The organism is Streptomyces albidoflavus (assembly GCF_000719955.1).
In the GTDB taxonomy this organism is placed as follows: Bacteria; Actinomycetota; Actinomycetes; order Streptomycetales; family Streptomycetaceae; genus Streptomyces; species Streptomyces albidoflavus.
Genome location: NZ_JOII01000007.1, coordinates 151,040 through 175,286, shown reverse-complemented (window position 1 = coordinate 175,286; position 24,247 = coordinate 151,040). Strand labels below are relative to the sequence as shown.

The window sequence follows — 24,247 nt, the reverse complement described above, 5'->3', positions numbered from 1 at the left end:
GCCTCGCGAGGTCGCGGGGGCCGCGTGAGGCAGGAGCTCCGGTGCGGGTGCGCCGGGTGGGTCCGGGGTGTCCGGTGGGGCGTGCGGGGCGTCGGCGTGCGCGGTGCGGGGCGACCGGGTGCGCCCGCGCCCGCTCCCCGCTCCTGGGGCACTCTTACGGGTGACAGGACGTGGCGGAGTGGTGACGTAGCGTTCACCGGGTGACGGAACCCGTAGCCCCGACCCGACCCGTGCCCGGAGCAGAACGTGGTGCGCGGGGGCGGGAGTTCAGCGGCGGGCTGCCGGTCGGACCGGGCCCGGCGCGGCTGCTGGTGCTCGCCACCGTCTTCGTCTGCGCCGCCTGCGGCCTGGTCTACGAACTGGAACTGGTCGCCCTCGCCTCGTACCTGATGGGTGACTCGGTCACCCAGGCGTCCGTGGTGCTCTCCGTGATGGTCTTCGCGATGGGCGTGGGCGCGCTGTTGGCGAAACGACTCCGCTGCCGCGCCGCACTGGGTTTCGGCGTCGTCGAGGCGATCCTCGCGCTGGTCGGCGGGGTCAGCGCGCTGGCGCTCTACGCCTCCTTCGCCTGGTCCCCCGAGTGGTTCGCCGGCGGGCTGGGCGGCGCCCGGTTCCTGATGGTGGGCTTCTCGCTGCTGATCGGCGTGCTGATCGGCGCCGAGGTGCCGCTGCTGATGGAGATGATGCAGCGCATCCGCCGGCAGGACGCGGGCGGCGCCGTCGCCGACCTCTTCGCCGCCGACTACGTGGGCGCCCTCGTCGGCGGCCTCGCCTTCCCCTTCCTGCTGCTGCCCCTCCTCGGCCAGCTCACCGGCGCCCTGCTGACCGGCGCCGTCAACGCCTTCGCCGGGGGCGCGCTGGTCCTCGGCCTCTTCGGCCGCGACCTCTCCCGGCGTTCCCGGCGGCTGCTGGTCCTCCTCGACGTCACCGTCCTCGCCCTGCTCGGCACCGCCGCCGCCCTCGTCGGCGACTTCGAGGACGCGGCCCGCCGGGCGATGTACGGGGCCGACGTACGCGTCGCCGTGCAGAGCGAGGTCCAGGAGATCGTCCTCACCGGCGGCAGGGGGCCCACCCTCGCCCTCTACCTGGACGGCCGGCTGCGGGTCAGCGGCGCCGACGAACACGGCTACCACGAGGGGCTGGTGCACCCCGCGATGGCGGGTCCGCACGCCCGCGTCCTGATCCTCGGCGGCGGGGACGGCCTGGCCGCCCGCGAGGTCCTGCGCCACCCGGGCGTGCGCCGGGTCGACCTGGTCGAACTCGACCCGGCCGTGGTCGACCTGGCCCGCCGCGACCCGGGCCTGACCACCCTCAACGACCACGCCTACGGCGACCGCCGCCTCCACCCGGTCACCGCCGACGCCTTCGACTGGCTGCGGTCGGCCCGTACGGGGATCGGCGCGCGGCCCGGCGGCGGGTACGACGTGGTCATCGCCGACCTGCCGCACCCCGGCATCACCTCCAGCACCAAGCTGTACTCCGAGGAGTTCTTCGGCCTGGCCGCGCGGGTGCTCGCCCCCGGCGGCAGGATCGCCGTCCACTCAGGCTCGCCCGCCGACCGCCCGAAGACCTTCTGGACCGTCGACGCGACCCTGCGCGCGGCCGGGCTGCTCACCACCCCCTACAGCGCCTCCGGGACCGACGGGGCCTTCGCCTTCGGCCCGGACCGCGCCCCGCGCGACCACCCGAAGGCGCCCGACTGGGGGTTCCTCCTCGCGGGCCGGGAGCGCCCGCCGCTGACGCTGGCGCCCCCCGGTGACGGCGGGCCCCCGCTCAGGCTGGACGGGGCCGCCCTGCGCGCCGGCGGCCTGGCCGCCGAGGCCACCCGGTTGCCGGACCTGCCGCCCTCCACCCTCAGCCACCCGCGCTACCCGCACTGAGCCTCCGGAAGCGGGCGGCGGCAGGGGGCCGGAGCCCTTCCGGCGCCGTCGACGCGGGTACAGGACGGCGTCGGCGTGGGTAGGCTCGGCTGGCATGGAGCATGAGGTGTTCGTTCCGGTGCCCGCCGAGGCCCTGCGCGTCGCGCTGCGGGCCCCCGCGACGGCCGTCCGCGGCGTACCCGGACTCCAGCTCGATCCCGCGGCCGACGGGGGTGCGGAAGGCGCCGCCGGTGCCCTGACCGGGCGGCTGCGGCTGCGGCTGGACGGGCGCACCATCACCTACCGGGGCACGCTCCGGCTGACCACCGAGGCCGACGGCACCTACGTCTTCGAGGCGGAGGGCGGCGAGGCCCGCGGCACCGGCCACGGGCGGGCCACCGTACGGCTCCGGCTCACCCCGGCCGAGGGCGGCACCCGCGTCGTGCTGGAGGTGCGCTCCCGCGTCGAGGGCCGGGGCGCCCGGCTCGACCCGGCGGCGGCGGAGCGCGGGATCCGCGCCCTGCTCACCCAGGCGGTGGAAGCGCTCGCCGGGGACGCGGGCGGACGGCCAGGTGCCTCCGGGCAGGGGCCGGCCGACGCGGGCCAGGGTGCCGGCGGCGACGCCGGGGCGCTCCAGGACGCACCGGTCGGCGGAACCCCGGCGGCCGGACCGGACGCGGCCGGGGAGGACGAGCGGGCCGGCGACCGGAAGCAGCCCGAGGACGAGGCGCGGGGCGAGGAGTCCGAGGACGACACGGCCGGGGACGGGCCGAAGCCCCAGGGCCCGGCCGGCCTCACCGACGACGACGAGATCACCCCCGAGGAACTGGCGGCCGCCCTCCACAGCCGGGACGGCGCCGAGGACGAGGACGAGTTCGACGAGGACGAGGTCGACCTCGACGAGGAGGTCGAGGAGGTCATCGAGGTGCCCGACATCGAGCCCGCCGAGGCCGCCCACGCCCGGCGCACGATGATCGGCCGCAGCGCCGAGGAGGTCGACCACGCACCCCCGCGCGGCCGCTACGCCCCCGTCCCCGCCCCGTCCTCCTCCACCACCACCGCCACCCTGCGCTGGGCCGCCCCCGCCGCCGCCCTGGTCGTCGCCTCCGCCGTGGTGGTGGGGCGGGCCCTGCGGCGCCGCTCCTCCTGAGCCGCCCGGGACCCCGCCGCGCGGTGCATCCCGCCGTCACCCTCTAGGGTCGAGGCGTGAGTACTGAGGATGTGGTGAGGCTCGCCGCGGGCGAGGCCGAGGTGTCGGTGGACGCGGGGAACGGCGGACGGCTGTCCAGCCTGCGGATCGGAGGCGTGGAACTGCTGCGCCAGGGCGCCGGGTTCGGCAGCTTCCCGATGGTGCCGTGGTGCGGCCGGGTGGCCGAGGGACGGTTCCGGGACGGCGCCGAGATGCGGCAGCTGCCGCTCAACAACCCGCCGCACGCCATCCACGGCACCGGGCGCGAAGTTCCCTGGAAGGTGGTCCGCGCCTCCGCCACCGAGGCCGTGCTCAGCTACGAACTGGGGTACCCGTGGCCCTACCCGGGCCGGGTGACGCAGACGGTCACGCTGGAGGAGGGCGCGCTCACGCTCTTCCTGGGCATCGAGGCGTACGAGAGTTCCTTCCCGGCGCAGGCCGGCTGGCACCCCTGGTTCCTGCGCGACCTCGGGCAGGGCGGGGAGGGTGTCCGGCTGGAGTTCGACGCGGCCTGGCAGGAGGAGCGCGGCGGCGACCACCTGCCGACCGGGCGGCGGACCGACCCGCTCCCCGGCCCGTGGGACGACTGCTTCGGCATGCCCGAGGGTGTCGACGTCACGGTTCTCTGGCCCGGCGAGCTGGAGCTGAAGGTCACCTCGCGCGAGCAGTGGGTGGTGGTCTACGACGAGCAGGCCGAGGCCGTCTGCGTCGAGCCGCAGACCGGCCCGCCCAACGGCCTCAACACGGCCCCGCGCCTGGTCACCCCGCTCGACCCGCTGGAGGCGTCCACGACGTGGAGCTGGCGGCGGCTGGGCTGAGCGCCGGACCGCGCTCGGGGCCGCCGCACCCTCCGCCCGTAAAATTCCCCGCATGAGCGACGTACGCGGCGAGCTGCTGCACCACATCAAGGACAAGGCCGTCGTGCACGGCAAGGTCACCCTCTCCTCCGGCCTGGAGGCCGACTACTACGTCGATCTGCGGCGGGTGACGCTGGACGGCGCCGCGGCGCCGCTGGTCGGGCAGGTCATGCTCGACCTCACCGAGGAGCTGGAGTTCGACGCGGTGGGCGGCCTGACGCTGGGCGCCGACCCGGTGGCCACCTCGATGCTGCACGCGGCCGCGGCGCGCGGGCGGCGGCTGGACTCCTTCGTCGTCCGCAAGGCGGCGAAGGCCCACGGTATGCAGCGCCGTGTGGAGGGCCCGGAGATCAAGGGCCGCCGGGTCCTGGTCGTGGAGGACACCTCGACCACCGGTGGTTCGCCGCTGACCGCCGTGGAGGCGGCCCGCGAGGCGGGCGCCGAGGTGGTCGCGGTGGCGACCATCGTCGACCGTGCCACGGGCGCCGGCGAGAAGATCGCCGAGACCGCCGGTGTCCCGTACCTCCACGCGTTCGCGCTGGACGAGCTGGGCCTGGGCTGACCTGCGGCGACGGGGCGATGTTTCACGTGAAACAACGCATGTCCGGTTTCACGTGAAACAGGGCGTGGTTTCACGTGAAACATCGCGTATCCGCGGGAACCGGCCGGGAAGACCCCGGGGCGGCGCCGGAGTGGCGGATTGTGGGGATCCGTGGCGGGAAGTGTCGCCTCCTCGCCCGTCCCCTCGGGTGGAGGCCGGGGGCAAGTCTGGAAAGATGGACACGACGATGTCGTCGCCCCCAGGTCAGGGCCAAGTACGTACCGGCACATCACAAGGAGCGAACACATGCCCATCGCAACCCCCGAGGTCTACAACGAGATGCTCGACCGGGCGAAGGCAGGCAAGTTCGCCTACCCGGCCATCAACGTGACCTCGTCGCAGACGCTCCACGCCGCCCTGCGCGGCTTCGCGGAGGCGGAGAGCGACGGCATCATCCAGATCTCCACGGGTGGTGCGGAGTTCCTGGGCGGTCAGTACAACAAGGACATGGTGACGGGCGCGGTCGCGCTCGCCGAATTCGCGCACATCGTGGCCGCGAAGTACGACATCACCGTGGCCCTGCACACCGACCACTGCCCCAAGGACAAGCTGGACGGCTACGTCCGTCCGCTGCTCGCCGTCTCGGAGGAGCGCGTGAAGGCGGGCAGGAACCCGCTCTTCCAGTCGCACATGTGGGACGGCTCGGCCGAGACCCTCGCGGACAACCTCGCCATCGGCCAGGAGCTGCTGGCCAAGGCCGCCGCCGCCAAGATCATCCTTGAGGTCGAGATCACCCCGACCGGCGGCGAGGAGGACGGCGTCACCCACGAGATCAACGACGAGCTCTACACGACGCCGGACGACGCGATCCGCACCGCCGAGGCGCTGGGCCTGGGCGAGAAGGGCCGCTACCTGCTGGCCGCCTCCTTCGGCAACGTCCACGGCGTCTACAAGCCGGGCAACGTCGTCCTCCGCCCCGAGCTGCTGGCCGACCTCCAGTCCAGCGTCGCCGAGAAGTTCGGCAAGCCCGCGGGCAGCCAGCCGTTCGACTTCGTCTTCCACGGCGGCTCCGGCTCCACGGAGGAGGAGATCGCCACCGCGCTGGCCAACGGCGTCGTCAAGATGAACATCGACACCGACACCCAGTACGCCTTCACCCGCCCCGTCGCGGACCACATGTTCCGCCACTACGACGGCGTGCTGAAGGTCGACGGCGAGGTCGGCAACAAGAAGCAGTACGACCCCCGCACCTGGGGCAAGTCCGCGGAGGCCGGCATGGCCGCCCGCGTCGTCGTCGGCTGCCAGAACCTGCGGTCGGCCGGCACCCGCCTGAAGTGACCGCCGGGCCGGGCCTGAGCGCCTGACCCGCCGCGCCACGGGCCCGGCCCCTTCGGTTCGCCGCCGAGGGGGCCGGGCCCGCCGCCGTTCCCCGTATCCCTGCCCCACTCCGGAAAGGCGCCCGCCCGTGAGCTTCGACTTCGACACCCCCGTCGACCGGTACGGCACGTGGAGCGTCCAGTGGGACGGCGTCGCCGACCGGTTCGGAGTGGACGGGCTGCTGCCGTTCACCATCTCCGACATGGACTTCCCCTCCGCGCCGGTCCTGCTGGACGCGCTCCACCAGCGGATATCCCACGGCGTCTTCGGCTACACCGACTGGCGTCTCGGCGACTTCCGCCCGGCCGTCGCCCACTGGTTCGCCACCCGCCACGACACCCCCGTCGACACCGACCGGCTCGTCTACGCCCCCTCGGTCCTCAACCAGCTCTCCCAGCTGCTGCGGATGTGGACCGAGCCCGGCGACGAGGTCGTCCTGCACACCCCGACCTACGACGGGTTCCGCAAGGCCGTCGACGGGCTCGGCCGCGTGCGGGTGCCCGCGCCGCTGGACGACCCGGAGTTCCGCGTCCTGGAGGGGCTGCTCGCCCGGGAGCGGGCGCGGGTCCTGCTGCTCTGCTCGCCGCACAACCCGACCGGCAAGGTGTGGAGCGCGGAGGAACTGACGGCGCTCGCCGCCCTCGCCCGCCGCCACGGGGTGGCCGTCATCAGCGACGAGATCCACGCCGACTTCGTCCACCCCGGCCGCCGCCACCTCCCGTGGACCCGCTTCGGCGGCGAGGGCGAGCGCTGGGCCCTCATCACCTCGGGCTCCAAGGCGTTCAACTTCCCCGCGCTCACCGGCTCGTACGGCTTCCTCGGGAACGCCGAGGACCACGCGGCGTTCGTCCGGCGGATGGAGACCGGCGAGGGGCTCGCCTCGCCCGCCGTCCTCTCGCTCACCGCGCACATCGCCGCCTACCGCCACGGCGCCCCCTGGCTCGACGCGGCCCGCGCCTACATCGCCGGCAACCTCGGCCTCCTCGCCGAACGCCTCGGCGCGGCCTTCCCCGAACTGGGGTGGACCCCGCCGGAGGCCGGCTACCTGGCCTGGATCGACCTGCGGCCGCTCGGCGTCGACGAGGACGCGCTCCAGCGCGTCCTGGTGGAGCGCGAGAAGGTCGCCGTCATGCGCGGCTCCGTCTACGACGCCCCGGGCTTCGTCCGCCTCAACGTGGGCTGCTCCCGGGCCAAGGCGGAGGCGGGCATCGACGCGCTGATCAGAGCCCTGCGGGGATAGGGACCCAGCCGGCCCCCGTGCGATGGCGGTCCGGGCCCGGCGGCGGCACGATCGGCGCATGGCGACGCATCGGCGCGAGGGCGTGGAGAAGGCCGGGGAGATCCGGCTGAAGGACACCACGGGCCGGTGGATGATCCTCACCACCGTGCTGGGCTCCAGCATGGCCATGCTCGACTCGACCGTGGTCAACGTGGCGCTGCCGCGCATCGGCCGCGACCTCGACACCGACCTGGCGGCCCTGCAGTGGACCGTCAACGCCTACATGATCACGCTGGCCGGGCTGATCCTGCTCGGCGGGGCGCTGGGCGACCGGTTCGGGCGGCGGCGGGTCTTCGTCATCGGCGTCATCTGGTTCGCCGTCGCCTCGCTCGCCTGCGGCCTCGCCCCCAACGACATCGTCCTGATCGCCGCCCGCGCCCTCCAGGGGGTCGGCGGGGCGTTGCTCACCCCGGGTTCGCTGGCGCTGATCCAGTCCGGGTTCCATCCGGACGACCGGGCCAAGGCGGTCGGCCTCTGGTCGGGGCTCGGCGGGGTCGGCGCGGCGATCGGCCCGTTCGTGGGCGGCTGGCTGGTGGACGGGCCGGGGTGGCGCTGGGTCTTCTTCCTCAACGTCCCCCTCGCGCTGGTCTGCGTCCCGGTGGCGCTGCGGCACGTACCGGAGTCGCGGGACACCAGCGTCCCGGAGGGCGTGCGGGCCGGGGCGGACGGGCGGCGGCGGTTCGACGTGCTCGGGGCCGTGCTCGGGGCCCTGGCGCTGGCCCTGGTGACGTACGCGCTGATCGAGGCGCCGAACGACGGGGCCTCGCCGGTGGTGATCGGGGCGGCGGTGGCGGGCGTGGTGCTCGGGGCGGTCTTCGTCCGGGTGGAGCGGCGGCGGACGGACCCCATGCTGCCGCTGTCGATCTTCTCCTCGCGCCTGTTCACCTCGGTCAACCTCGTGACCTTCTGCGTCTACGCGGCGCTCGGCGGCTTCATGTTCCTCGCCGCCATCCAGCTCCAGGTGGTGGCCGGGTACTCGGCGCTGGGCGCGGGCACGGCGCTGCTGCCGACCACCCTTCTGATGCTGCTCTTCTCGGCCAAGTCCGGCGAGCTGGGCCAGCGCATCGGCCCGCGCGTCCCGCTGACCGTCGGTCCGCTGATCGCGGCGGCGGGCATGCTCCTGATGCTCCGGGTCGGCCCGGGCGCCTCCTATCTGACCGACGTGCTGCCCGCCGTGGCGCTGCTGGGGGTGGGGCTGGTGACGATGGTGGCGCCGCTGACCGCGACCGTCCTGGCCTCGGTGGACGCGGGCAAGGCGGGGCTGGCCAGCGGGATCAACAACGCGGCCGCGCGGGCGGCCGGGCTGGTCGCGGTGGCCGCGCTGCCGCTGCTGGCCCGGATGACGCCGGAGGCGTACCGGTCGGCGCCGGAGTTCGAGGCGGCGTTCCGGCGGGCCATGCCGATGTGCGCGGGGCTGCTGGTGGCCGGCGCCGCGCTCGCCTGGTGGCAGGTGCGCAGACCCGCCGACGACCCGGCGCTGAAGCGCTCCGAGCCCCGGACGAGCTGCGCGGTGGGCGCGCCCGGACTGGAGCCGGAGCCGGACCGGTAGCGGAACTTCCGCCAAGGCCAGGCAAACTGGAAACCATGGCCATTCACGAGAACCTGCTCGGGGGACCGCCCCCGACCCACCTGCCCGAAGACCCCGGTCCGCGCGACATGCTCGCCGCCGGTGCCGCCCCGGCCGACGTCGCCGCGAAGTACCCCACGTCCTCGCTGGCGTGGGCCCAGCTCGCCGACGCCGCCTTCGAGAACGGCAGCGTCGTCGAGTCCTACGCCTACGCGCGCACCGGCTACCACCGGGGCCTCGACTCGCTGCGCCGTTCCGGCTGGAAGGGCCACGGCCCGGTGCCGTGGGAGCACGAGCCGAACCGCGGCTTCCTGCGCGCCCTGCACGCGCTGGCGCGCGCCGCCGGGTCCATCGGCGAGCAGGAGGAGTACGAGCGCTGCACGGAGTTCCTGCGCGACTCCTCGCCGACGGCCGCCCAGACCCTGGGCTGATCCGGGCGGAACGAGGGCGCCGGCACGGCGTGCCGTACGGGGCCGGGCGGGATTCCGCCCGGCCTCTGCCGTGTGCGGGCCCGGTCAGCGCCGGGCGTGGGCCGCGACGAGGCGTTCCAGGGCGCGCCGGGCCGGCGGTCCCCAGCTGGCCTTGCCGCCGGGGCGGCCGTGCACCCCGGCGTGGCCGATGTGGAGGCAGGCCAGGGAGCGCAGCACCGCCCAGCCGCGGGCGCGGCGCAGCAGGGCCTCGTCCGGGGTGGGGCGGTAGGCGCGGTGGAAGCGGTCGGCGGCGCCGTCCGGGAGCAGGACCCAGGCGGCGGCGAGGTCGCCGGCCGGGTCGCCCGCGAAGAGGTCGCCGAAGTCGATGACGCCGCAGAAGGTGCCGTCGGCGGTGAGGACATTGGCCGGGTGCAGGTCGCCGTGGAGCCACAGGCGGGGGCCGGTCCACTCGGGCGCGGCGGCGGCGTCCTCCCAGACGGCGCGCACGGCGTCCGGGTCCGGGACCAGCCCCAGCTCGGTGGCGGAGGCGAGCTGCCGGGCGAACCCCTCGGCGTGGCCGGTCAGCGGCCCGCCGCGGCCCCGCCCGTCCGGCGCCCCGGCGGGGGCGGGCCGGTGCAGCGCCGTCAGGAAGGCGGCCAGGGCGTCGGCCGCCTGGTCGGCGCGGGTGGCGGGGGCGCGGTCGGCGGGTTCGCCGGGCACCCAGGTGGTGAGGAGCCAGGGGTGCGGGAAGTGCGCGGAGGGCTCGCCGAGGTGCCGGGGGACCGGGACGGGCAGCGGCAGGTGCGGGGCGAGGCCGGGCAGCCAGGCGTGCTCCTTGCGCAGCAGCGCGTCCGCGGACTCGGTGGCCCACGGCAGCCGCACCGCGAGACGGTCGCCGAGCCGCCACATCTGGTTGTCCCAGCCCCGGGCGGCCAGGCTCAGCGGGAGCCCGGCCAGGTCGGGGTGGTGCTCGCGCAGCAGGGACCGGACCAGTTCCGGGGTGGCGTCGGTGCGTGTCATGCCGGGACGGTAGCGGGGCGGGGGCGTGCGGGCACGCGGCGCGCGTTCACTCGTACGTGTAAGCGATTGTTTGCGCGGAATTGTCGCTTCCGCAGAGTGACCGTGGTTACTCTCTGTGATGTCGGTGGATGTGCGGCCCGCCGTGAACGACCGGTCGCGCACCGCCCGCCGTCGATCCCGAGGAGAGAGAACGCCGTGAACGCCCTGCTCGCACCCCAGTCCGACCCTGCCCCCGCTCCCGCCCGGGCCCTCGCCCCCGCCCGGGCCGCCTCACGCCGCTTCGTGAGGCCGCCGCGCCCTCGCGAACTCGCCCTGCTGCCACGGCGGATGAGCCGCTACGGGCGGGACGGAGGTGCGCCCCCCGCCGAGCCCTGGCGCCGGCCCTGTCCACAGCTGTGGACAGGCGGCCCCGGGGGAGCGCCCCGGGGCCCGCGCGCACCCGCCTTGCAGTCGCGGGCGCGGCATCGGATGATGCGAGGTGAGCCCGTGTGTGCCCACCGCGCACCGGAGGGTTCGAGGGGACCGGAGCTCCCGCTTTCCACGGCACGTCGTGCGGTGGGCGGTCGAGCGGACCGCTACCCGGTAGTTCGTATCGAGGAGACAGAGATGTCGCACGACCTCGGTGCCACGGAAGCCGGTTCGGACACCCCGAATCTCGACTTCGCCGGTACCACCCCCTACGAGGACTACGTCCAGGCCGACGTCCTCACCCACCTCCAGCATCTGCGTTCGGACGACCCGGGCGAGATGGTCTTCCTGGTGACCACCCAGGTCATGGAGTTGTGGTTCACCGTCATCGTCCACGAGTGGGAGACCGCCTCCGCGGCCCTGCGCCGCGACGACATCCCGACCGCGCTCGACGCCCTCAAGCGCTCGCTGCGCGAGATGGCCGCGCTCAACGAGTCCTGGCGGCCGCTCTCGGGCCTGACCCCGGCCCAGTTCAACTCCTACCGGGGCTCCCTCGGCGAGGGCTCCGGCTTCCAGTCGGCGATGTACCGGCGGATGGAGTTCCTGCTCGGGGACAAGTCGGCGTCGATGCTGGTCCCGCACCGTGGCGCGCCCCGCGTCCACGCCGAGCTGGAGAAGGCGCTCCACGAGCCGAGCCTCTACGACGAGGTGCTGCGCCTCCTCGCCCGGCGCGGCCACCCCATCCCCGCCGAGGTCCTGGACCGCGACCTCACCCAGAAGTACGAGCCGTCCAGGGAGGTCGAGGCCGTCTGGACCGCCGTCTACGGCGCCCAGGAGATCGGCCCCGCCGCCGGGCAGGGTGCTCCGGCGGACGGGCCGCCGGCGGCCGACCCCGAGCTGCTGCGGCTCGGCGAGGTGCTGACCGACGTGGCCGAGCTGGTCTGGCGCTGGCGCAACGACCACCTGACCGCCACCCGCCGCGCCATGGGCGCCAAGACCGGCACCGGCGGCTCCGCCGGCGTCGCCTGGCTGGAGAAGCGGGCGGGCAAGACGGTCTTCCCCGAGCTGTGGACGGCCCGCAGCCATGTCTGAGCCCCGCCCGGCACGGGTACCGGCACCCACCTGGGGTGCCACCCGTGCCATCCCTGGCACGCGCACCACCCGCACCACCCACACCACCCGCACCACTCGCACGACCGACGACCGCGACCGCCTCCGGCACCCCGCCGGAGGCTCGGGGAGGGGAATCAGCACATGAGCGTGACGGAGACGGGGAGCGCGCACTCCGAGGCGTACGCGCACCTGGCCGCGGAGGCGGTGAAGCTCGACGCCGAGGACGTCCTGCGGGACAAGCGCGAGGAGTTCGTCCTCGACGAGGACTCGGTCTACCTGGACGGCAACTCGCTCGGCGCGCTGCCGAAGGCGGTACCGGGACGGGTCGCCGACGTCATCGGCCGGGAGTGGGGCGAGCTGCGCATCCGCTCCTGGACCGAGAGCGGCTGGTGGACCGCGCCCGAGCGGATCGGTGAGCGGATCGCGCCGCTGGTCGGGGCCGCCCCGGGCCAGGTCGTGGTCGCCGACTCGACCAGCGTCAACGTCTTCAAGGCGGTCGTCGGCGCGGTCCGCATCGCACGCGGCCGGGACGAGGCGCGGGACGAGATCCTGGTCGATGCCGCGACCTTCCCGACCGACGGCTACATCGCCGAGTCGGCGGCCCGGCTCACCGGCTGCACGGTCCGGGCGGTCCGGTCCGACGAGGTGCCCGCCGCGCTCGGCCCGCGCACGGCCGCCGTCCTGCTCAACCACGTCGACTACCGCACCGGCCGCCTGCACGACCTGCCCGGCCTCACCGCCGCCGTGCACGAGGCGGGGGCGCTGGCCGTCTGGGACCTCTGCCACAGTGCGGGGGCGCTGCCGGTGGAGCTCGACGCGCACGGGGTGGACCTCGCGGTGGGGTGCACGTACAAGTTCCTCAACGGCGGGCCCGGCGCCCCGGCGTTCCTGTACGTGCGCGCCGAGCACCAGGGCGCGTTCGACTCGCCGTTGCCGGGGTGGAACGGCCATGTGGAGCCCTTCGGCATGGAGTCCGGGTTCCGGCCGGCCGACGGGTCGTTGCGGGGGCGCGTCGGTACCCCCGACATCCTCTCGCTCCTCGCCCTCGAAGCGGCGCTCGGCGTGTGGGACGGCGTGGAACTCGACGCCGTACGGGCGAAGTCGCTGGCGCTCACCGACTTCTTCCTGCGCTGCGTCGAGGCGTACGTCCCGCAGGGCCGGGTCGAGGTCGTGACGCCGGCCGGCCACGCGGAGCGGGGCAGCCAGGTCGCGCTGCGGTGCGCGGACGCGGCGGCGGTGATGGAGCGGCTCATCGCGATCGGCGTCGTCGGCGACTTCCGCAGCCCGGACATCCTGCGGTTCGGGTTCACCCCGCTCTACCTCGGCTTCGCCGACGTGGAGCGGGCCGCCCGGCTCCTCGCCGAGACGCTCGACACGGTCTGAGCGCCGTGGCGGCGCCCCGTCACCGGAACGGGGCGCCGTGAACGGAGCCCGCCGCCCGGGCCTCCCGGCCGGAAGCTCGTGCCACAATCCAGCCAGCCATGGCCGGATGACGACGGTCCCCTCGGGGCCGCCGGGCCGGTCGCGGCCGAGCAGGGCCCCGAAGGGCCGCAGGGTCGGGCGAGGTCCGGGGCCGAGCAAGGCCGGGCAGGGCCGGACCAAGGCCGGGCAGCGCCCGGCCAGGGTCGAGCGGCACCCGGTCAGGCCCCGGCACGGCCGAGTGCAGGCAGCGAGTCAATGCGAGTCGAGCCGAGGAGGACGACGGTGGGCGCAGCGCGGAGCGCGGCGGAGCGGGAGGCGGCGGAGGAGAGCTCCCTGTTCGGGCACCCGGAGGCGACGCCGGACACCACGGCGGCGTACGGCCCGGACCCGGACCAGGTGGTGGACTTCTACGCCCCGCGCGGCCCGGGCGCGGCGCCGGGCACGCCGCTGGTCGTGGTGGTGCACGGCGGGGCGTGGCGGGCCGCGTACGACCGGCGGCACATCTCACCGTTCGCGGCGTTCCTGGCGGGGCGCGGGTTCGCGGTGGCGAGCGTGGAGTACCGGCGGGGCGACGGTGGGCAGGGCGCCGGGCGCTGGCCCGACACCTTCGACGACATCGCCGCCGCCTTCGACGCGCTGCCGGAGCTGGCGGGCGAGGCGGTGCCGGAGGCCGACCCGGGCCGTACCGTCCTCACCGGGCACTCGGCCGGTGGCCACCTCGCGCTCTGGGCCGCCGCCCGGCACGTCCTGCCCGTCGGCTCCCCGTGGCGCCTGCCCGAGGCGCCGCCGGTGCGCGGGGTGGTGGCGCTCGCCCCCATCGCGGACTTCGCCACCGCGGCCGAACTGAACGTCTGCGACGGCGCGTTCGCCCAGCTCCTCGGCGGGCAGGACGAGGAGCGGCTGGCGCACGCCGATCTCGCCACGCTGCTGCCGACCGGGATCGCCACCACCCTGGTCCAGGGCAGCGACGACACGGAGGTGCCGCCCGCGGTGGCGGAGGCGTACGCCGACGCGGCGACGGCCGCCGGGGAAACCCCGGGTTTCACCCTGGTCGACGGCGTGGGGCACTTCCCGCTCATCGACCCGACGTCGGCCGCCTGCGCCCTGGCCGCTGAGGAGATAGCCCAACTGGCCTGGTGAGGGGGCCCTTGGGCCCCGGATGTCCGCTCCTTCCGGGTTCGTCGGGGCTGGGCCCCGGTGCATGGCGCGGGGCGCCCCCGGCCCCGGTCACCGATGGCCTCAAGCGCCGGCCGGGCTGGGTGCCTCCATCGCGGACTCCCCCTGTCCGCGACCACCCCTAGCGTCCCCACCGTCGGCGGAAACCCCGTGCGGCGGGTGGAGCGAAGGAGTGGGGTCATGACCGTTCTCGTCACCGGGGCGACCGGCACTGTCGGGCGGCAGGTCGTGGGTGAGTTGCTGGAACGGGGGGAGCGGGTGCGGGCGTTGACGCGGGAGCCGGGGAGGGCGGGGTTGCCCGGGGAGGTCGAGGTGGTGGGTGGGGATCTGACGGAGCCGGAGGGGCTGGAGGGGGTGTTCGACGGGGTGTCGGGGGTGCATCTCATCACCTTCGGCGGGGAGTTGTTCGCGCCGTTGGAGACGGGGGAGCGGCTGGTGGCGATGGCGGAGGCGGCGGGGGTGCGGCGGGCCACCGTGCTGTTCGGGGGCGGGGAGACGCCGTTGCAGGAGGCGGTGTGCGGGAGCGGGCTGGAGTGGACGGTGCTGATGCCGGTGGAGTTCATGGCCAACGCGCTGGAGTGGGCGCCGGACATCCGGGCCGCGTCGACGGTGAGCGAGCCGTTCCCCGGGCGGCTGAGCGCCATGGTGCACGAGCGGGACATCGGTGCGTGCGCGGCCGTCGCGCTGACCGAGGAGGGGCACGCGGGGCGGACGTACACGCTCACCGGTCCCGAGGTGCTCACCGTGTACGACAAGGCGGCGGCGATCGGGCGGGCGCGCGGCGACGGCGTGCGGGTCGAGGAGCTGACGGCCGGGGAGGCGAGTGAGCGGTGGCGGGCGGCGGGGATGGCCGAGGAGGTCGTCGGGTTCCTTCTGGAGGTGTACGGCGACACCCCGGTGGAGGGCAGGACGGTCGATCCGGCGGTTCCGCGTCTGCTGGGGCGGCCGGCGCTGCGCTTCGAGGAGTGGGCGCGCGAGCACGCGGACCGGTTCGCCTCCGGCCGTCCGTGACAGGTCCGCTCCCGGTGGGCCCGCACGCTGAGGGGGAGGCGGGGGGGCCGCCGCGAGCCGGAGCCGGACGACCCCGCCTCCCCCTCAAGGCGGACCCCGTGGAATCCGTAACCAAGCGGACGCCGGGGGTGGGGCGCGGTGCCTACCGTGGGGGCATGACGCAGACCACGGGCACGACCTCGCCACCGCCACCTCGCTCGGCCGGGATACGGAAGGGGCCGGAGGCGCAGTTCATCGGTGACGGGCTGCGGGCGTTCCGCGACGACCTGGTGCGCGGGGCCTGGGCCTACCGCCCGCTCCCGGTGCTGAACGTGCCGGACAGCGACACCATGCGGCTGCCGGGGATGCGCCGCCTCGCCTCGCACGCCCCGCACGTCCTGGTCTTCGGGGCGATCGGGTTCGCCCTGCTCGTCTGCCTGGGCACGGGGCAGTACATGTCGCTTCCGGAGCTGATGGTGCTCGGCCTGTTCGCGGTGGCGCCCGCGGTGCTGGCGGCGACCCGGCCGGTGGCCGCCTGGTGGCTGACGATGCCGGTCGGCGCGTTCGCCTCGGTGCTCACCGGCTACGGGGACTCGCTGCCGTTCGGGCCGGTCTCCTTCCTGGTGACGCTGATCGTGTCGACGATCGCCGCGGCCTGGCAGGGGCCACGGGCCGCCCTGTGGATGTGGCTGATCACCGCCGCGTTCTCGCTCTTCGTCAGCGGGACGATGGGGGTCGGCTCGGGCAGTACCATTCCGCTGCTCTTCTTCCTCGGCCTCGTCCTCAGCGCGGTCAGCATCTGGCACTTCCGCCGGACCACCCGGGAGACGGTCCGTGAGGCGCACCGCGAGGTGAGCGCCGAGCGGTCGGCGACGGCGGCCGAGCGGACCCGGGCGGTGCGGCTGGAGGAGCGCACCACCATCGCCCGCGAGCTGCACGACGTGGTCGCGCACCACATGTCGGTGGTTGCGATCCAGGCGGAGGCGGCCCCCTACCGGGTCGAGAACCCGCCGCAGGAACTGGCCGACGCCTTCGCCGCGATCCGGGAGAGCGCGGTGGCGGCCCTGACCGAGCTGCGCCGAGTCCTCGGCGTGGTCCGCGCCGACGACTACGAGGCCCCCGACGCGCCCCAGCCCGTCCTGGCCGACCTGGACCGGCTGCTCGACGGGGTCCGGGAGGCGGGCGTACCGGTGGAGAAGCTGGTGACCGGGCGGCGGCGGGAGTTGCCGCAGGGGGTGGAGCTGTCGGCGTACCGGATGGTGCAGGAGGCGCTGAGCAACGTGTTGCGGCACGCGCCGGGGGCGAGTGCGCGGGTGGAGCTGGCGTACGTGCCGGTCGGGCTCGGGCTGCGGGTCGTCAACGACGCGCCGGAGCGCCCCGCCGACCCCTCGCCCGGCGCCGGGCAGGGCCTGACGGGGATGCGCGAGCGGGCCGCCGTCCTCGGCGGTGAACTGCACGCGGGACCGGACGAGTCCGGCGGCTTCGAGGTCTCCGCCTTCCTCCCGGCCCCGTTGCCGGCCCCCGAGGAGACGGCCCCCGCCGAGCCGGTCTCCACCGAACCGGCCCCCGCCGAACCGACGTCCGCTGAACCGATGCCCGCTGAACCGACGCCCGCCGCGCCCGCTCCGGACGAGGCCCCCACCACGCCCCTCACCCTTGTCAAGAAGGAGGACCGTTGACCGGGTCCCGCCCTGTCCGGGTACTGATCGCCGACGACCAGATGATGGTGCGGGAGGGTTTCTCCGTGCTGCTCGGGGCGATGCCGGACATCGAGGTGGTCGGGGAGGCGGTCAACGGCCGGGAGGCGGTGCGCCAGGTGGCCGCGCTCGACCCGGACGTCGTCCTGATGGACATCCGCATGCCGGAGCTGAGCGGCATCGAGGCGACCCGCGAGATCGTCGCCGCCGACGCGGCCGCCCGGGTCCTCATCCTCACCACCTTCGACCTCGACGAGTACGTGTACCAGGCGCTGCGGGCCGGTGCCTCGGGCTTCCTCCTCAAGGACGCCTCGGCCCGCCAGCTCGCCGAGGGCGTCCGGGTGGTGGCCAGCGGCGACGCGCTGCTCGCCCCCGGTGTCACCCGCCGTCTGATCACGGAGTTCTCGCGGCTCGCGGAGCGGCCGCAGGCGCCGGGCCCGGGCCAGTACGGGGAGCTGACCGAGCGGGAGACGGAGGTGCTGGTGCAGATCGCGCAGGGGCTGTCCAACGCGGAGATCGCCGACCGGCTCTTCGTCGCCGAGTCGACGGTGAAGACACACGTCTCGCGCATCCTGGTGAAGCTCTCGCTGCGCGACCGCACCCAGGCCGCCGTCTTCGCCTACGAGGCGGGCCTGGTCACGCCCACCCCGGGCGGACCCCGCTGACCGGGCGCGGAGCGGAGGCCGAGCCTCCGCCCGCGCCGTACAACCTCCGCCCTCCACGGCAGGTCAACCCCCGTGCGGCGACGGGCCGGTACCCCTGCGGGCCGGCCCGTCCGCGACGACCGACGGACCGTTGGAGGCGCACGTGCGTACACGACCCCTGGCCACCGCCCTGGTGCTGGCCCTGACCGCGGGCGGCGGGCTGCTGGCCCTCGCCCCGGCCGCGACGGCGGCGCCCGCGCGCTCCGTCCCGGCCGTCCCGTACGACGTCGACGGCGACGGGTACGCCGAGTCGGTGGTGGGGGTGCCCGGCGGCGGCAAGGGCGGCTACCTGACCGTGGTCCCCGGTTCCGCCAAGGGCCCGGTGACCGGCAAGCGCCAGGTGATCAGCCAGGCGAGCCCCGGCATCGGCGGCACCGACGAGGCGGGCGACGCCTTCGGCACGGCGCCGGTCTCGGCGGACCTGAACAACGACGGGTACGCGGACGTGGTCGTCGGTTCCCCCGGCGAGGACCGGGCGAACGACTTCGCGCCGGGGCGCCTGGTCATTCTCTGGGGCTCCGCCAAGGGGCTCACCCGGACCACCTCGGTGACCTCCGCCCACGAGGAGGCGGGCGGCCTCGGCACCCGCGTCGCCGACGTGAACGGCGACGGCCACCTCGACCTGGTGACCACCCAGAACGGCGACGAGAAGGACTCGTTCGCGCTCGCCCTCGGCCCGTTCGAGCCGGGCATGGCCGCGCCGAAGCTCACGCTCGCCGGCGGCGCCCCGCACTTCACCCACCTCACCGCCTTCACCACCGGCGACTTCGACGGCGACGGCCGCGACGACGTGGTCTTCCACCACACCGCCTACGAGGAGTCCTCCGGCCCGGCCTGGCTCCGGGGTACCGCCACCGGCCTCAGCGAGCAGGGCGCCAAGTGGCGGAACGAGACCACCGGCACCGCCTTCGCCGCCGCCGACCTGGACGGGGACGGCCGCGACGACCTGATCGTCGGCGACGCCCGCGACGCCCCCGACCCGTGGGAGGAGCGCGACCCGAGCCACCCCGTCGACCGGAACAGCGGCGGCGTCGTCCGCGTTCTCTTCGGCAGCCCGGCCGGACCCGGCGGCGACCGCGCCCCGCTCGACCTCTCCCAGGAGACCCCCGGGGTCCCGGGCTCCGGCCAGGGCGCCTCCGAGGCCGGGGACCACTTCGGCGCCTCCCTCGCCGTCGGCGACCTCGACGGCGACGGCCACGCGGACCTCGCCGTGGGCGCCCCGGGCGAGGACATCAACGCCGCCGTCGACGCCGGTGCCGTCACCCTGATCCCCGGCTCGCCCACCGGCCCGACCGGCCAGGGCGCCACCGCCGTCAACCAGGGCACCCCGGGCGTCCCCGGCGCCAACGAGACCGGCGACGCCTTCGGCACCCGTCTCCTGTTCGCCGACCTCGACGGCGACCACCGCGACGACCTGCTCTCCGCCGCCCCCGCCGAGAACGCCGGACGCGGCGCGGTCTGGGCCGTCACCAGGACCCCGCTGAGCTTCAGCCCGGCCTCCCTCACCCTCCCGGCGAAGGCCACCGCCTTCGGCCGCCACCTGGGCAGCTAGCTCCAGGAAAGGCCCGAACCGCCGTACGCCGGCCCCGTGACCGTCGGCCCCCGACCGACGACCGCCACGGGGCCGCCGTGCGCCCGGTTCAGGCGCCGCTCCGGCCGCTTCCCGCGAGGAGCTGGGTCTCCCAGGCGTAGGCCACCGCCGAGCCGCCGCCGTGCTGGGCCTGGACCTCGATGACGGCCGGGATCGTCTCCTCGCGGGCCCAGTCGCGCTGCCACTCGCCGAGGACGGCCTGCCAGGTGATCGGGGTGACGCCGGCCTGGATCATGCGCCGGACCGCCATCTCGTGGGCCTCCGCCGAGACGCCCCCGGAGGCGTCGGTGACGGCGTACACCTCGTAGCCCTCGCCGGCCGCCTGTATCGCGGGCATCGCCACGCAGATCTCCGTCCAGAGCCCGGCGATCACCAGCTTCTTGCGGCCGGTCGCCTTGACGGCGTCGACGACGCGCTCGTCCTGCCAGGTGTTGATGAGGGTCCTGTTGATCGGCTTCTGCTCCGGGAAGACGTCCTGGAGGCCCTGGATCAGCAGGCCGCCGCGCTCCTCCAGCACGGTCGTCAGGATGGTCGGGACGTCGAACGCCTTGGCGGCCTTGGCGAGTCCGACGGCGTTGTTGACGACCATCGCCGGCTCGTGGCTGTGCAGGTTGGCGAACTGGAACGGCTGGTGGTCGATCAGCACCAGCACGCTCTCCTCCGGCGTCAGCAGCGCGCCGAGTCCGGCCTTCTTCTCCGTGCTCATGGCATTCCCCTCAATGAGCCGAACGGCGTGGTTCCACCGTTTGGTTGACTTGTCATCAACTTAGGGCGCGCGTGGTTGATGCGTCAACTAAATCGGGAAGGGTGGCCCCCGGCTCGCTACGCTCCTCCTATGAACGCCACGCCCCCCTGGCTCGCCCCCGAGCAGAAGGCGGCCTGGGACGCCTTCATCCGCATGCAGGAGAAGCTCATCGGACGGCTCTCCCGCCAGATCCAGGCCGACTCCCGCCTCTCCGCCGCGGACTACCTGGTGCTGGCCAAGCTCACCGAGGCCGGCGACCGGATGCGCTTCACGGAGCTGGCCCGGCTGCTGGAGTGGGAGAAGAGCCGGATGTCCCACCAGGTGACCCGGATGGCCAAGCGCGGCCTGGTGGCCCGCGAGGAGTGCCCGGACGACGGGCGCGGCTCCCTCGTCGTCGCCACCCCGGACGGCCGCCGGGCCATCGAGGAGGCCGCGCCGCTCCACGTCGAGAACGTCCGCCGGCTCTTCGTCGACGCCCTCACCCAGGAGGAGCTGGACACCTTCGCCGACCTCTCCCGCCGCGTCCTCGCCCACATGGAGCGGCAGCCCGGCTGACCGCCCCGACACCCCCTACGGCAGCACCAGCGACCAGGCCGCCCCCCGTACCCGCCAGGTCCGGGTGCGGACGGGGCCGAGCGTCCGCCCGTCGGCCTTGTAGTGGAAGTCGGGCCCGGAGACCGTGACCACCCCGGCGTACGTACCCCCGGAGGAGGGCGTGTCCGCCGTCGCGGTGGCGCGCACCTCGGCGCGTACGCTCCCGTCGGTGCCGGGGGCGAGGGTGACCGAGTGGACCGGGTGGTCCAGGTCGGCGACGAGGCGGCCGTCCGCCTCGACCCGCAGCGGTATCGGGCCGGTGCGGGTGGCGGGGGAGCGGCGCAGCCAGGGGACGCGGCCGGCGGGGCGCGGCGGCGCCGGGACGTGCAGCTCGCCGAGGACCACGCCGTCGCTGTCGTCGACCAGCAGGTCCAGGCGGCGCGGCTGCCCGTCGAGGACCGCGCGGGCCGCCGTCACGGCGGAGGCGGGCACCCCGAGGTGGCGGGCGAGCCGCAGGGCGCTGCCCGAGCCGACCGGCACCATGGCGAGGTCGGCCTCGGCCAGCTCCCGCTCCTGGTGGAGCTGGGTGACGGCGCGGACCAGGGAGCGGTCGTCGCCGATCAGCACCGGCCGCCGCGAGCCGCGCCGGGCCAGCGCGCGGGCGTACTCGCGGGGGCTCTCGGGGAGGCAGAGTTTGACCGGGGCGCCGGCGCTGAGCACGTCCTTGGCGATGCGGACGGATTCTCCGTCGAGGCGGCGGGCAGTGGGGTCCACGATGACCAGCAGCGACGGCGTGGTGGTCGTGGCGGGCTCTCGAGCCGACACCTCGGTCCTTCCTCGGGTAGCATCTTTGTGCAAAGGCCCCTTGCGCTCTTGCGCCAGGGGCTTCGTCTATTTCGGGGCATGCGGTCCGACGGTTCTCGGCCAACGGCGGTCGGCGTGTACGCGTACGCGTGTGCGCCCTGAACCTTGGACATGCCCCGCCCGGAAGGGGTGTACGCCTGTGCCCGCACTCGTGCTGCTCGGTGCTCAGTGGGGTGACGAAGGCAAGGGAAAGGCCACCGACCTGCTCGGTGGCTCAGTGGATTACGTGGTGCGTTACCAGGGCGGCAACAACGCCGGTCACACGGTCGTCGTCGGCGACCAGAAGTACGCGCTGCATCTGCTCCCTTCCGGAATCCTCTCCCCTGGGTGCGTGCCCGTCATCGGGAACGGTGTCGTCGTCGACCCGTCGGTCCTGCTCTCCGAGCTGAGCGGACTGAACGAGCGCGGCGTCGACACCTCCAAGCTGCTGATCAGCGGCAACGCCCACCTGATCACGCCGTACAACGTGATCATGGACAAGGTGTCGGAACGATTCCTCGGCAAGCGCCGGATCGGGACGACCGGGCGCGGCATCGGCCCGACCTACGCCGACAAGATCAACCGGACCGGCATCCGCGTCCAGGACCTCTACGACGAGTCGATCCTGCTCCAGAAGGTCGAGGCGGCGCTGGAGGTGAAGAACCAGCTGCTCTCCAAGGTCTACAACCGCCGGGCCGTCGAGGCCGAGCGGATCGTCGAGGAGATGCTGGTCCACGCGGACGCGATCCGCCCGTACGTCGCGGACACCACGCTCATCCTCAACCAGGCGCTGGACGAGGACAAGGTGGTCCTCTTCGAGGGCGGCCAGGGCACCCTGCTCGACGTCGACCACGGCACGTATCCCTTCGTGACCTCCTCCAACCCGACCGCGGGCGGCGCCTGCACGGGCGCGGGTGTGGGGCCGACGAAGATCAGCCGGGTCATCGGCATCCTCAAGGCGTACACCACGCGTGTCGGCGCGGGCCCGTTCCCGACCGAGCTGTTCGACGAGGACGGCGAGGCGCTGCGCCGGATCGGCGGCGAGCGCGGTGTCACCACCGGCCGCGACCGCCGCTGCGGCTGGTTCGACGCGGTCATCGCCCGCTACGCGACCCGGGTCAACGGCCTCACCGACTTCTTCCTCACCAAGCTCGACGTCCTCACCGGCTGGGAGCGCATCCCGGTCTGCGTGGCGTACGAGATCGACGGGAGGCGCGTCGAGGAGCTGCCGTACAACCAGTCGGACTTCCACCACGCGAAGCCCGTCTACGAGTACCTGCCGGGCTGGTCCGAGGACATCACCAAGGCCCAGACCTTCGCCGACCTGCCGAAGAACGCGCAGGCGTACGTGAAGGCGCTGGAGGAGATGTCGGGCGCCCCGATCTCCGCGATCGGCGTCGGCCCCGGCCGGACCGAGACGATCCAGATCAACTCCTTCGTCTGACCTGACGGCGAGGCGTACGCGCGGCGGGGCCGCGGGGACCGGGAACGGTGCCCGCGGCCCCGCCGTCGTCTCCGGGCGAGGCCCGGCCTCAGGCGAAGCGGATCTCGACCGGCTCGGCCTCGCCGGTGCGGGCGAAGACCGGCTTCGGACGCAGCGACATGTCCTCGACCCGGGCGCGGGCCAGGTGGCGCGGGGGGCCGTCGGTCAGGGCCGAGGTGACGAGGTAGGCACGGCTCCCGGGGTCGACCGGGGTGATCCGGAACAGCTCGTTCAGCGGGTACCGGGGCGGGTACGACGGCAGGACGATCAGCGGCCGGACGCCGACCGGCTCGCCCTCGTCCTCCGGGACGACCAGTCCGGCGCCGGTGCGGGTGGCCAGCTCGATCGTGAACGTGTCGCGGCCGTGCTGGGGCTGGGCCGTCAGCACCCACTGCTCGGGGCGCTGGTCACCGATGAGGTCGGTGTGGAGCAGCCCGTCCCGTACGAAGGCGGGGGCGCCGCGCAGCCAGAGGGTCAGCGGCGACATCGGCTGCTCGCGGTCACCGTCGGCCTGGGCCGAGGGGGTGAGGACGGCTCCGGCGGCCAGTGCGGCGAGCCCGGCCACGCCGGTCCTCAGGAGGGTGCGGCGGTCGGTTCCTGCGGCGGTGCTCATGGCGGGTACTCCTCAAGTCGAGGGGGAAATGCCGGTGATGGGCTGATTCACTCAACGACTCCGGGCCCCGTTGGTAACCCGCGTCCCGCGCGTCCCGTCCGTCCCGGGGTATGCGTGGGGAAGGGTCCCGCCCTCCGGCGGCGGGCCGGCCGCCGAGTGAGGGAGCACCGTGAGCGAGACCGACATCCACGACCGGATCGCCGCCGTCCACCGGGAGATCGGCGACCTGCCGTTCCAGGAGCGGGACGGCCGCTCGGTGCTGCTGCGCCGCGGCTTCGACGCCCCCGTCATGGAGGTGTGGGCCGCCTGCACCGACCCCGGCCGGATCGCCCGCTGGCTGGCCCCCGTCACCGGCGACCTCCACCCCGGCAACCGCTACGAGGCCCAGGGCCTGGCCTCCGGCGAGGTGCTGCGCTGCGAGTCCCCGAACCTGGTCAAGGTCACCTGGGAGTACGGCCCCGACTCGGTCACCGAGATCGAGGTACGCCTGACCGACGCCCCCGGTGACACGACCTCGTTCGAGCTGGAGCACACCTCGGCCGCCGCCACCGTCGACCCCCTCGTCCGCGCACAGGGCCCGGTCGGCCCCGTCGGCGTCGGCGCCGGCTGGGACACCGCCCTGTTCGCCCTCGACCACCACCTCTCCGGCACCCCCTTCGACCGGGCCGCCTGGACCGGCTCCCCCGAGTCCCGCGCCTACGCCCGGCTCAGCCACCGGGCCTGGGGCGACGCGGCCGGGGCGTACTGGGACCTGGACGCCGGGGCGGTCGACGCGGTGGTGGCCTTCGCCGACCAGCACTTCCTGCCGGGGGACGAGGCGGGGGAGTAG

22 protein-coding genes are annotated in these 24,247 nt (G+C 74.6%); 18 read left to right on the top strand and 4 right to left on the bottom strand.

The genetic code is table 11. The features are described 5' to 3' along the window. Positions 1-230 precede the first annotated feature (230 nt). The 8 genes from IF45_RS0110765 (at position 231) to IF45_RS0110730 (ending at position 9,100) form a co-directional block, all read left to right on the top strand. Entirely contained in the window at positions 231-1,880 is a 1,650-nt protein-coding gene (locus tag IF45_RS0110765) for a polyamine aminopropyltransferase (protein WP_030307006.1), read from the top strand. 94 nt (positions 1,881-1,974) lie between these two features. Beyond that, positions 1,975-3,009, top strand: a complete 1,035-nt coding sequence (locus IF45_RS0110760) for an SRPBCC family protein (RefSeq protein WP_030307005.1) — start codon at positions 1,975-1,977, stop codon at positions 3,007-3,009. A 56-nt stretch (positions 3,010-3,065) separates the two neighbouring features. Then, positions 3,066-3,866 carry an aldose epimerase family protein gene (locus tag IF45_RS0110755; protein ID WP_030307004.1) on the top strand — a complete coding sequence of 267 codons (801 nt, stop codon included), beginning with the start codon at positions 3,066-3,068 and terminating at the stop codon, positions 3,864-3,866. Positions 3,867-3,918: 52 nt separating this feature from the next. Further along, a complete protein-coding gene (gene pyrE, locus IF45_RS0110750) occupies positions 3,919-4,467 on the top strand; it encodes an orotate phosphoribosyltransferase (RefSeq protein WP_010644771.1) in 549 nt (182 codons plus the stop codon). A 267-nt stretch (positions 4,468-4,734) separates the two neighbouring features. Further along, positions 4,735-5,784, top strand: a complete 1,050-nt coding sequence (fbaA, locus tag IF45_RS0110745) for a class II fructose-bisphosphate aldolase (RefSeq protein ID WP_255249505.1) — start codon at positions 4,735-4,737, stop codon at positions 5,782-5,784. A gap of 127 nt (positions 5,785-5,911) precedes the next feature. Then, positions 5,912-7,063, top strand: a complete 1,152-nt coding sequence (locus IF45_RS0110740; protein WP_003949176.1) for a MalY/PatB family protein — start codon at positions 5,912-5,914, stop codon at positions 7,061-7,063. 58 nt (positions 7,064-7,121) lie between these two features. Continuing rightward, positions 7,122-8,651: an MFS transporter gene (locus IF45_RS0110735; RefSeq protein WP_030307000.1), complete on the top strand. Its 1,530-nt coding sequence runs from the start codon at positions 7,122-7,124 to the stop codon at positions 8,649-8,651. Between the two features lie 35 nt (positions 8,652-8,686). Further along, positions 8,687-9,100, top strand: a complete 414-nt coding sequence (locus IF45_RS0110730; protein WP_003949174.1) for a DUF3151 domain-containing protein — start codon at positions 8,687-8,689, stop codon at positions 9,098-9,100. 84 nt (positions 9,101-9,184) lie between these two features. Here the strand turns inward: IF45_RS0110730 and IF45_RS0110725 are convergent, their stop codons facing one another. Further along, entirely contained in the window at positions 9,185-10,099 is a 915-nt protein-coding gene (locus IF45_RS0110725; protein ID WP_008408935.1) for an aminoglycoside phosphotransferase family protein, read from the bottom strand. A gap of 606 nt (positions 10,100-10,705) precedes the next feature. On the opposite strand from IF45_RS0110725, the gene IF45_RS0110720 reads away from it, so the two are divergent. The 7 genes from IF45_RS0110720 to IF45_RS0110690 all read left to right on the top strand — a co-directional run bounded on the left by IF45_RS0110720 (position 10,706) and on the right by IF45_RS0110690 (position 19,161). Beyond that, positions 10,706-11,599, top strand: a complete 894-nt coding sequence (locus IF45_RS0110720; RefSeq protein WP_003949172.1) for a tryptophan 2,3-dioxygenase family protein — start codon at positions 10,706-10,708, stop codon at positions 11,597-11,599. Positions 11,600-11,761: 162 nt separating this feature from the next. Then, on the top strand, positions 11,762-13,003 hold the full coding sequence (kynU, locus tag IF45_RS0110715; protein ID WP_030306998.1) for a kynureninase: 1,242 nt from the start codon (positions 11,762-11,764) through the stop codon (positions 13,001-13,003). 321 nt (positions 13,004-13,324) lie between these two features. Then, positions 13,325-14,182 (top strand): alpha/beta hydrolase, encoded by an 858-nt coding sequence (locus IF45_RS0110710; protein ID WP_030306997.1) that lies wholly within the window; start codon positions 13,325-13,327, stop codon positions 14,180-14,182. Positions 14,183-14,398: 216 nt separating this feature from the next. Then, positions 14,399-15,229: an NAD(P)H-binding protein gene (locus tag IF45_RS0110705; RefSeq protein WP_008408941.1), complete on the top strand. Its 831-nt coding sequence runs from the start codon at positions 14,399-14,401 to the stop codon at positions 15,227-15,229. Positions 15,230-15,384: 155 nt separating this feature from the next. After that, positions 15,385-16,887 carry a sensor histidine kinase gene (locus tag IF45_RS0110700; protein ID WP_030306994.1) on the top strand — a complete coding sequence of 501 codons (1,503 nt, stop codon included), beginning with the start codon at positions 15,385-15,387 and terminating at the stop codon, positions 16,885-16,887. Further along, positions 16,884-17,570, top strand: coding sequence for a response regulator (locus IF45_RS0110695; RefSeq protein ID WP_003949167.1), 687 nt, complete (start codon positions 16,884-16,886; stop codon positions 17,568-17,570). The genes IF45_RS0110700 and IF45_RS0110695 overlap by 4 nt, the downstream gene beginning before the upstream one ends. A gap of 142 nt (positions 17,571-17,712) precedes the next feature. Continuing rightward, on the top strand, positions 17,713-19,161 hold the full coding sequence (locus IF45_RS0110690) for an FG-GAP and VCBS repeat-containing protein (RefSeq protein ID WP_030306992.1): 1,449 nt from the start codon (positions 17,713-17,715) through the stop codon (positions 19,159-19,161). Between the two features lie 88 nt (positions 19,162-19,249). Here the strand turns inward: IF45_RS0110690 and IF45_RS0110685 are convergent, their stop codons facing one another. Beyond that, on the bottom strand, positions 19,250-19,906 hold the full coding sequence (locus IF45_RS0110685; RefSeq protein ID WP_030306991.1) for a hydrolase: 657 nt from the start codon (positions 19,904-19,906) through the stop codon (positions 19,250-19,252). Between the two features lie 129 nt (positions 19,907-20,035). Here IF45_RS0110685 and IF45_RS0110680 point away from each other — a divergent pair, with 129 nt between their 5' ends. Next, positions 20,036-20,500 carry a MarR family winged helix-turn-helix transcriptional regulator gene (locus IF45_RS0110680; protein WP_003949164.1) on the top strand — a complete coding sequence of 155 codons (465 nt, stop codon included), beginning with the start codon at positions 20,036-20,038 and terminating at the stop codon, positions 20,498-20,500. A 15-nt stretch (positions 20,501-20,515) separates the two neighbouring features. On the opposite strand, the gene IF45_RS0110675 is transcribed toward IF45_RS0110680, so the two are convergent. After that, positions 20,516-21,304, bottom strand: a complete 789-nt coding sequence (locus IF45_RS0110675; protein ID WP_030306989.1) for a diacylglycerol kinase family protein — start codon at positions 21,302-21,304, stop codon at positions 20,516-20,518. 178 nt (positions 21,305-21,482) lie between these two features. On the opposite strand from IF45_RS0110675, the gene IF45_RS0110670 reads away from it, so the two are divergent. Further along, complete coding sequence (locus IF45_RS0110670) at positions 21,483-22,766, top strand: adenylosuccinate synthase (protein WP_030306987.1); 1,284 nt, start codon at positions 21,483-21,485, stop codon at positions 22,764-22,766. Positions 22,767-22,854: 88 nt separating this feature from the next. Here IF45_RS0110670 and IF45_RS0110665 read toward each other — a convergent pair whose 3' ends face one another. Beyond that, complete coding sequence (locus IF45_RS0110665; RefSeq protein WP_030306985.1) at positions 22,855-23,418, bottom strand: I66 family serine proteinase inhibitor; 564 nt, start codon at positions 23,416-23,418, stop codon at positions 22,855-22,857. 169 nt (positions 23,419-23,587) lie between these two features. Here IF45_RS0110665 and IF45_RS0110660 point away from each other — a divergent pair, with 169 nt between their 5' ends. Continuing rightward, positions 23,588-24,247 carry an SRPBCC family protein gene (locus IF45_RS0110660; protein ID WP_030306984.1) on the top strand — a complete coding sequence of 220 codons (660 nt, stop codon included), beginning with the start codon at positions 23,588-23,590 and terminating at the stop codon, positions 24,245-24,247.